9 protein-coding genes are annotated in these 9004 nt (G+C 46.2%); 5 read left to right on the forward strand and 4 right to left on the reverse strand.

The features are described from left to right. The 4 genes from AC1DUA_RS11755 to AC1DUA_RS11770 form a co-directional block, all read left to right on the forward strand. On the forward strand, positions 1-846 hold an 846-nt coding region (locus AC1DUA_RS11755), incomplete at its 5' end, for a sensor histidine kinase (protein ID WP_477499927.1). Continuing rightward, positions 846-2474, forward strand: a complete 1629-nt coding sequence (locus tag AC1DUA_RS11760; protein WP_477499928.1) for a response regulator — start codon at positions 846-848, stop codon at positions 2472-2474. The genes AC1DUA_RS11755 and AC1DUA_RS11760, both read left to right, overlap by 1 nt. Positions 2475-2526: 52 nt before the next feature. After that, complete coding sequence (locus AC1DUA_RS11765; RefSeq protein WP_477499929.1) at positions 2527-2958, forward strand: hypothetical protein; 432 nt, start codon at positions 2527-2529, stop codon at positions 2956-2958. Continuing rightward, positions 2958-4025, forward strand: a complete 1068-nt coding sequence (locus AC1DUA_RS11770) for a phosphodiester glycosidase family protein (protein ID WP_477499930.1) — start codon at positions 2958-2960, stop codon at positions 4023-4025. Before AC1DUA_RS11765 ends, AC1DUA_RS11770 begins: the two co-directional genes overlap by 1 nt. A gap of 600 nt (positions 4026-4625) precedes the next feature. Here the strand turns inward: AC1DUA_RS11770 and AC1DUA_RS11775 are convergent. Continuing rightward, positions 4626-4880 carry an AbrB/MazE/SpoVT family DNA-binding domain-containing protein gene (locus AC1DUA_RS11775; RefSeq protein ID WP_326072934.1) on the reverse strand — a complete coding sequence of 85 codons (255 nt, stop codon included), beginning with the start codon at positions 4878-4880 and terminating at the stop codon, positions 4626-4628. Between the two features lie 195 nt (positions 4881-5075). Continuing rightward, positions 5076-5540: a tRNA (uridine(34)/cytosine(34)/5-carboxymethylaminomethyluridine(34)-2'-O)-methyltransferase TrmL gene (gene trmL / locus AC1DUA_RS11780; protein WP_161408823.1), complete on the reverse strand. Its 465-nt coding sequence runs from the start codon at positions 5538-5540 to the stop codon at positions 5076-5078. Positions 5541-5683: 143 nt separating this feature from the next. Between trmL and AC1DUA_RS11785 the strand changes: the two genes are divergently transcribed. Beyond that, positions 5684-6400: a response regulator transcription factor gene (locus AC1DUA_RS11785; RefSeq protein WP_127457576.1), complete on the forward strand. Its 717-nt coding sequence runs from the start codon at positions 5684-5686 to the stop codon at positions 6398-6400. 67 nt (positions 6401-6467) lie between these two features. Here the strand turns inward: AC1DUA_RS11785 and AC1DUA_RS11790 are convergent, their stop codons facing one another. After that, positions 6468-7547 carry a Gfo/Idh/MocA family oxidoreductase gene (locus AC1DUA_RS11790; protein ID WP_477499931.1) on the reverse strand — a complete coding sequence of 360 codons (1080 nt, stop codon included), beginning with the start codon at positions 7545-7547 and terminating at the stop codon, positions 6468-6470. A 467-nt stretch (positions 7548-8014) separates the two neighbouring features. After that, entirely contained in the window at positions 8015-9001 is a 987-nt protein-coding gene (gene nrdF, locus AC1DUA_RS11795) for a class 1b ribonucleoside-diphosphate reductase subunit beta (protein WP_477499932.1), read from the reverse strand. Positions 9002-9004 lie beyond the last annotated feature (3 nt).

Genomic DNA, 9004 nt, shown 5'->3' on the forward strand with positions numbered 1-9004 from the left:
CGTTTTACAGAGCCGATCAAGCAATTGATACGTTATATCACACGCATTCAAGCTGGTCAGGTTCAAGTAGGCCAGATGCAGCAAGATATTGAATTGACGCGCACCGATGAAATGGGCATTCTAGCCAACCGCTTTCATGGCCTTATGCAGGATTTGAATCAAATGGTCATGCGCGAATATCGTCTGGAGCTTGCGAACAAGTCCAATCAGCTTATGGCGCTGCAAGCCCAGATTAATCCGCATTTTCTGAATAATGCGCTGCAATCTATCGGTACACTAGCCTTGCAGCATGATGCGCCCAAAGTATATGCCTTAATTGCTTCCCTTGCCAAAATGATGCATTACAGCATGAACACGAATGAATCCGTCGTCCCTCTGGGCAAAGAGCTTGACCATATCAAAGCCTATTTGGAGCTGCAAAAGCAGCGCTTCGAGCATCAATTCCAGATCGTCTATGATATTGAGGAAGATACCAAAGCCATTTCCGTGCCCAAAATGATCATTCAACCGCTTGTCGAAAACTATTTCAAACATGGTTTTAACCCAAGTGCAGCCGAGGATGGACTCTTGCGTATTCAGGCTTCAAAACGTACCGAGGAAAAATATGAATTTCTAGAACTGATTGTTGAGGATAATGGAATTGGCGTTACTGAGGAGCGTTTACGCGAGATTAGAAACAGGCTAAACACCCCTTCCACGGGCCATGAGACCTGTATTGGGCTTAGCAATGTACTAACTAGAGTGAAATTATATTTCACTGATGACGCTGCTCTTGACATTGAACATGCACAGCCCCGGGGTTTAAGAATCGTCATCCATATCCCGATGAATAAGGGAGCTAACTAATGAAAGTCTTACTTGTCGATGATGAGAAACATGTACGTGACGCTATCCGACTGCTCGTGAACTGGCAGCAGCACGGGATCGATACCATAATTGAAGCGCCGGATGGCGAATCTGCCACCGCGCTTATTGCCCAGCACCATCCTGAAATTATTATGACAGACATGATGATGCCCATCATGAACGGCGTGAAGCTGCTGGAGTGGCTGCAAACGAATGCTCCAGACGCCAAAACGATCGTCATCAGCGGTCATGATGATTTCTCATTACTGCGCCATACCTTGAAGTATGGAGGGACTGACTACATTCTGAAGCCCATTGATCCAGGTCAGCTGAATGAAGCGCTGGATAAGGCCATTCAGGCCTGGACCAAGGATGAAGAGCTTCGTCAAACCAACCGTGAGCTGAATATCGAAATGAATACGATTAAGCCCATGTATTGGGACAAGCTTCTTTCCGGCATCATCGCTGAGCCCTCCACTTATGAGAGTGCCGCTGAGCAGCTCGACAAAGAGCTTCATTTGACCCGGAACATGAATGAATGCCGCGTTGCCATTTTATCGTTAGATACGATGGAACGCAGCGTGAAAAATAAATTCAGCCAGAACATGGATCTGTTATTATTTTCGCTCATCAACATATGCAATGAATTTCTGACAACGGATGGACGCGGCTACGCTTTCCGCCACTGGCACAGCGAAACCGAAATTGTGCTGCTATTATGGAAGGATTTGCTCGGATCTGAGGCTTTTCTGGAACAAATTAATAAAGGCATGCGCACAGCCCTGCACACACGCGTTGATTTTGGAATAGGTCGCGTGCATGCTTTCCCTGCTGATGTGACCTTATCGTATCAAGAAGCGCGCAATGCACTTCGCAAGCGCAACCTTAAAGCCAGGGATTCCTGGATTCATAGCATGTTGAACCCTGCCAAATCCCCTCAAGCTGCGCTTACCTTCACCCAGTATGAGGAGAAAATTAATCTGGCTATCCGCAGCGGCAGCATTGAGCAGATTGAGGAAGCTATCCAGCAATGGATGGACACCGTCAAGCAAAGCGAGGTCATCACGCTGGAACAGCTCGATCTTTGGTGGCGGGAATACACCGTTATGAAGCGTCGCTGGGTGCAGCAGTTCTTCTCCGGCATTAGTGAGGACAAAGTCAAGGAGATGCTCTCGGATGAACCTACCAGCGTCATCGTGCCGCTCGACGAGCAGGGGATTCTATCCCTTTCGCAGTGGCAACAGGAGCTTACACGGAGCATCGTGCACATGTCCAAAATGCTGCTTGAGAATCAGCACAAGGACAAAAATGTTATTTTTGAAATCTCCGAATACCTGCAGAATCATTACCACGAGGATGTGACCTTGCAGGAGATAGCGAGCCGCTTCTTCCTAAGCCGCGAATATATCTCCCGCAAATTCAAACAGCAATTCGAGGTGAACCTCTCGGATTATTTGGGCCAGATCCGCATGAGCAAAGCGAAGGTTCTGCTGCGCAATCCGCATCTTCGGATTTCTCAAGTTGCCGAAATGGTTGGTTATCAGGATGAGAAATATTTCAGCAAAGTTTTCAAAAAATTAGAGGGAATTACCCCCAATGAATATCGAAAAACAGCGAATTCCATCTAAATTTCTGTATAAAATAGGGAATATGCTATACTAGGAGACAGAGGTGATTATCATGAGTATGCAAATCGAGACAACGACGGCGAATTCCTTCCCTCGGGCAGCAAAAGCCACAAAAGCTGGAAGAAAAACGTATGTTTACTTGTTTCTTGGTTGGGTCATGCTGATCGTAATCGGAGTGGCAGCAGCCATGCTGTATACAGAGCATTTAAGACAACAAATAGCAACCGATATCGCACAGCAAACCCAGCAGCAATTACAAGTCGTGCAGGAAGATTATCAGAAGCAAGTTACCCAATTGAAAGACAGTGTATCAACAGACATGAAGGCTCTACAAACGAAAGTGGATTCTCTGAATGAACTGCTCGCCTTCACGAAGGACAGCGCCAACAGCAAGACCGATAACAGCAACCAGCTCTACACGCAGCTTGCTGATGTGAAGAAGAAGCTCGATGAGCTGCAGAAGAACTTGGATGTGTTAAAATAATGACGACTATTCAAGGTATCAATCGCGTCTTTCTTCTTGCTTGTGCCCCCTTTGTGGGCATGTTGATTTGGCTGCTTTTCGTTACCGCGAGTATCCCCATTCATCCATGGTCAACGGCAGCCTCAGTCCCTATCTCCTTTCAGCAAGAATCGCTTACCCTTAACGACTTGCTGACGAAGGCAACGAATGATGCAGCGCAAACCAAAACGATTATTCAGCAATATTTTGCCCTGTATGAGAAGAGCACGGCGGAAGTAACTGCTGCCCTTCAGAGTGCCACAGCCCAGGTAGCTATACCCGGCATCATCTATGATGCACGGATTACTGCCAAGCTTGGTAGTCCTATTCGGCAAGCCTCGTCTGGCAATATCGACTTGAAATTGTTTGCTTTGAATGAAAATAACTACAAAGGTTATGCTCTTAAAGTAAACCTCAAAAGTGATAAAGCCATTAAGCTTGTTCTGGGCAAGGACAAAATGGGCTCCAGCGAGACCACCTTGGAGGCTGTGTCCCGCTACGGCGCGATTGCGGGCGTGAATGCAGGAGGCTTTGCCGATGACAGCAAAGGCAAGCGCTACCCGCTCGATACGACGGTCATGAACGGCAAGTACTTAAACGGCTTTTTCCCGACGAATAATGATACAACCTTCATCGGTTTGAATAAAGACCGCAAGCTCATTGGCGGCAAGTTCAGCTCCCAAGCTGATCTGGACAAGCTTAATCCGCTGATGGGTTCGACCTTCGTTCCGACGTTACTCAAGAACGGAGCCAAAACGACCATCCCTTATCAGTGGCAGAGCTCGCCGGCGCGTGCAGCCAGAACCGTGATGGCCAATTACCGAAACGACCAGCTGTTGTTTATCGTAACAGATGGTTATGATGAGAGCGGCAACTCGGGGGCAACGCTAGCTGAGCTGCAGGACAAGATGCAGCAGTTAGGGATTGTTGACGCCTATAACCTTGATGGAGGCGGGTCAACTACGCTAGTTATGGGTGGAAGTGTCATTAACCGCCCGTCCGATGGCAAGCTTCGACCGCTTGCTACGAACTTTTTATTTTTCAAGTGACCGAAATTATTCACACTTTATTCGTTTCTTTTTTTAGGATGGTTGGGTATAATAAGCCTTAACTATATGCTTTTACGTTCTTTAACCTATAGGGGGTGCAGCAATGTTTGGCTTATCAGCAACATTTTGGCTCGTTAATTCCGTTTTCGTACTATTTCTCGTCGCTATGTTGACGGCTTCCTATAACGAGGACAAAACTAAGGGCCTGTAAGTTTTCCAAAGACCATCGGAATGTTTCATTCTGGCGGTCTTTTTACGTTCGGCTGACATGGAGCGCGGCGTAACTCTGGAGAAAGCTCGGAGAATGCTCGGTGAAACCCGAATTACGCCCGGAGCGAGTCCGGAGAAATGCCCGAAGGGAACTACGGTCCTCTATTTCCTTGAAAACCGGCATTCCTCCCCGCCGAAGAGAACTACGATCCTCTATTTGGCCAAGTAGAACTCCTCACCGACCATTTCAAAGCAAATAAGACCCCATAGTTCCGCAAAAGGCGTGCAATCAGCTCTTTTCTCACATATAGCGCACCATAGTTCCCCTAAAACAAGCGCAAACAAAAAAAGCACCTCTTTCCTCTAAGGAAAGACGATGCTTTTTCACTTTTATGCTCTTACTTTAAGTACATTCATTTCTGTTACACAAGCACCGCATATGTAACGTTCTTTGAATTCACTCACACTCTCCATACTGCCGCAAAATACGCATTTCGGGCGGTATCTCTCCAAAATGATATGATCACCCTGTACCAAAATCTCGACAGGATCTCCTTCATTCATCTGATATCGTTTACGTAACGATTTAGGCAGAACAATACGTCCCAATTGATCGACTTTACGAACGACTCCGGCTGGTTTCATCATAGGACTTCACCTCTCTTCCGCTCTCATTTTCTATGCTCAGCGTGTTGGCTTAGCACATCTATACGGACTGATAGGGAATACTATTCGCCATTGGTCAAGAAACTCCTTCTAATTAAAAGCCGAAATTTCTTTTATTGTCAATTTTGTCGACACAGACCTAAATTATGCCTTTGTATGCGTTCATTCAAGCACCTAGTCAAGCCCTTCGAAGCCCGTCTGCCGCAATCCCTCATAAAGCATGATCGCTGCGGAATTAGATAAATTGAGCGATCGAACGTTATCCGACATCGGAAGTCGAAGCAATGTTTCGGGATGCTGACGCAGAAGTTCTTCTGGAAGACCTTTCGTCTCTTTACCAAAAACAAAAAAGTCGCCATCCTGAAATGTAAATTCTGTGTAACGCTTCTTCGCCTTCGTCGTTGCAAAAAAGAAACGATGCTCTTTATACATCTCCAGCACCTCGTCAAACGAATCGTGATACTCGAGTTTAACGGAGTGCCAATAGTCCAAGCCTGCGCGCTTCAGCGTTTTGTCATCGGTCTGGAAGCCCAGCGGTCTAACCAAATGGAGATGCGTGCCTGTTGCCGCGCATGTTCTTGATATGTTTCCTGTATTTGCAGGAATTTCGGGTTCTACTAGTACAATATGAAAAGCCATCTCTGTCAAATTCACCTCATCTTCTATCCTATTATATGCGTCCAAAGAATGCAATTTTACACTGGGTTAACTTTATCTTAATATGTCGATGATAGAGCTCCYGCATAATAGAGTTATCCTTCTCGATAAAAGGAGTCAACCTAATGCTAAAGAAAAAGATCCTCGTTGTCGATGACGAACCTTCAATCTCAATGCTTATAGAGTTCAACCTGAAGCTAGTGGGCTTCGAAGTATATTGCGTATTCGACGGTGAAGCTGTATTTGATGCGATTCAAACTTTTCGACCTGACCTCATTGTTCTAGACCTTATGCTGCCGAAAATGGACGGCTTTCAAGTATGCCGTAAGCTGAGAAACCAGAATAACCTCGTTCCGATTATTATGCTTACAGCCATGCAGGACCTTACGGACAAAATTGCGGGGCTGGATAACGGGGCCGACGATTACATGACGAAGCCGTTTTCGCCGCAAGAACTCATTTCCCGTATTCATGCTATTCATCGTCGTATTCAAACTCTGCCGTCTGCTTCAGAAAACACGCCTATTACAATTGGCCAGATCTCGATTAAAGCTGACCAACGGGAAGTTACGATGAACGGCGCACCGATCGAACTTACACCAAAAGAATTTGAACTGCTGCTATTCTTATGCAAACACCGTGGCAAAGTCCTAAGCAGACAACAGCTGCTTCATGGCGTCTGGGATTATCACTTCCTTGGTGATACCCGAATTGTTGATGTCCATATCTCGCATTTGCGCGATAAAATCGAACAAAATGCCCGCAATCCGGAGTATATCATGACAATTCGCAATGTTGGTTACAAGCTGACAGAGCCTGTCGTGAAGGAATCTCTAGCTTAAAAAATGACAAAATCGCCGCCCACTCAAGGAAGCAGTGGCGGCGATTGTTATTTTTATATTCCGTTCATTAATTCTCTGGCACCTTCATAGCTTCGATTAGCATGCGGAAAAGCTGCAAGTCCTCTTTGGCATCCTCCGGCGTTGTTTTCGGCGTCAGATCGTTCACGACCACATCGTAAAAATATTCAAATTGACAGGTGTACGCATCTTTAAATGTAGGCCTAATCGCTGTTTCGTTATATGCTTCTCCGTTTGTTTCATTCACCTGCAGCGTTGTAGGAAGATGGCGCATGTACGGCGTATTGTACTGAACCTTCAACGATTTGTCGTTGCCGTATACTTCAATGTGCGCATCAAACCGTCGTATATTGTCAATCCCCGTTTCATAGGTAACATGAAATCCGTCATATTCCAAAATCGCGCTCATAAATCTGCCGTTATTCCATTGCCTTGCAGAAACAACCCTTTTGGGGAATCCGATCACTTCCCGCATCGCGGATAAATCATGGCTGCCTAGCCCACAGAGCAAACGATACGCTGAGCGCAAGTCCTCAGGAGCTTCGCCAATGGCATCTTTCACCAGTTTCGCCGCCCGATTGGTACGGTCTGTTTTGGCATGTTCCTCGATATCATCGAAACGGTGGACCTTGCTGGATTGGTCGATAAATAAGTGATTTCCCCCAATAATATCGCGGACCCTCACGTAGTTAATTTTATCCAGCTTCTTCACTTCTTCAACCATTTGTACAAATGCCGGGGCATACCTTCTCATGTAACCTACCATGACCTTGACACCCATTTCATCCCGGACACGGATGATGTCGTCAGCTTCCTGCAAGGTTAGGCACATCGGCTTTTCGATTAGCACATGCTTTCTGTTCTTGAGAGCAGCGATCACACAATCGGCATGATATTCATCACTATTGCAGATGAGAACGGCATCCAGCTCTGGAAGACTCGCCATTTCGGCAGCATCTACATAACGGTTTGGCACGTGATACCTGTTCCCGATAACCTCCAGGAGCTTAGGTGAAATGTCGCATATTGCAGTGATTTCATACCTCTTTGATAACGCTTCCAATACGGGAAAATGGATGATCTGGGCGACCTCGCCAAGACCAATAATGCCTAATTTTAACCTGGACATGAAAATTCCCCCTTATAGACGACCAGCATTTGTTTCCGGGCCGCTAGCAAATGCAGTAATGAACGCAGGTAGTATCTCTTCCCATATTTACGCGGGCAAGGACAACTTCATACGTGTTTCGCCTAAACCGAACAAGAATAAACGATTACGTCCTCCTCATAGGGTGAGCGCGTACACCTTTGAGGAACTACAAGCCGCTATTCAAGCAAATTCAGCCCGTTTCCGCATTCAATCGGAACTACAGGACCTAATTTGACCGCCTAATCCCGTTTTCTTTCAGGAAACGGACAAATAGTGGACCACAGTTCCCCCTACGCGCGAAATAGAACCTATTTCGATGAAATAGCGCCCTCTAGTTCCCTTCGCTGCTCATCACAATGAAATTAGGGGTAAGCTTCGCTTCCTCAAAATACATATACATTTTTATATGTAAAAAAAGGCACCCAAAGGGCACCCTTTTCAACAACTTAAAAAACAAAATCATCATCCGTCAAAGCTTCAACATGAATCGTACGCACATACCCATTCCCTTTTTTAGAGAAAAAGTCATGCTGCTTCGTCTTCGTGCTCAACCCGTTCAAAACAATCGGATTGATTTCCTCTTCCGGAAACAACGGTTCTACCCCTAAGTTCATGAACGCTTTGTTCGCGTTGTAACGCAGGAATGCTTTCACATCTTCTGCCAGACCTAAAGGCCCATACAGGCTATCCGTATAGCCTTCCTCATTAGCATGAAGCTCCTTCAGCAGCGCAGACAATGTCTCGTAGGCCTCATCCTGGTCAGCAGGGCTAAGCTCTGCATAAACTTCCTGAGCCAATACACCGATGTACAGACCGTGAATACTCTCATCACGCAAAATCAAATCAATGATTTCGCCGCTGCTTGTCATTTTACCCTGTCCGGCCAAATAAAGCGGGTAATAGAAGCCACTGTAGAACAGGTAGCTCTCCAGCAGAACCGACGATGCCATCGCTAAGTACAGCTCTTTGTTCGTCGTAATATTCTCATAATAATGAGAAATTTTATTCGCTTTGAACTGCAGATAAGGATTGCGCTCTACCCATGCGAATAGCTCATTGATCTCTTCCGTCGTAGACAGTGTTGTGAAAATAGAGCTGTAAGACTTCGCATGAATTTGCTCCATCATGCCCATGAAGCTTAGCACCGCTTTGCGCTGCAGCCCGTCGACATGCTCAAGAATCTTCGGCATGCCAACGCCGCCTTGCATCGTATCAAGCAGCGTAAGGCCGCCAAGCACCTTCATGTAGAGCTCACGCTCAGTCCCGCTCAGCGTGATCCAGGACATTTTATCGTCAGACAACGGAATTTCCTCGTCCGTCCAGAACTGCATAATGTTCTGATTCCAGAATGTTATCGTGAAATCATCATCCGGTCGGTTCCAGTTCACCACTTTTTTGACGATTGGCTGATTAATGCTAGTTGCAGTACTCATCTA

This window comes from Paenibacillus sp. 01T422, from assembly GCF_056398785.1.

Coding starts and splice junctions, on each gene's coding strand:
- AC1DUA_RS11760 (WP_477499928.1), top strand. CDS start 846: ATGAAAGTCTTACTTGTCGATGATGAGAAACATGTACGTGACGCTATC.
- AC1DUA_RS11765 (WP_477499929.1), top strand. CDS start 2,527: ATGAGTATGCAAATCGAGACAACGACGGCGAATTCCTTCCCTCGGGCA.
- AC1DUA_RS11770 (WP_477499930.1), top strand. CDS start 2,958: ATGACGACTATTCAAGGTATCAATCGCGTCTTTCTTCTTGCTTGTGCC.
- AC1DUA_RS11775 (WP_326072934.1), bottom strand. CDS start 4,880: ATGAAACCAGCCGGAGTCGTTCGTAAAGTCGATCAATTGGGACGTATT.
- trmL (WP_161408823.1), bottom strand. CDS start 5,540: ATGGCTTTTCATATTGTACTAGTAGAACCCGAAATTCCTGCAAATACA.
- AC1DUA_RS11785 (WP_127457576.1), top strand. CDS start 5,684: ATGCTAAAGAAAAAGATCCTCGTTGTCGATGACGAACCTTCAATCTCA.
- AC1DUA_RS11790 (WP_477499931.1), bottom strand. CDS start 7,547: ATGTCCAGGTTAAAATTAGGCATTATTGGTCTTGGCGAGGTCGCCCAG.
- nrdF (WP_477499932.1), bottom strand. CDS start 9,001: ATGAGTACTGCAACTAGCATTAATCAGCCAATCGTCAAAAAAGTGGTG.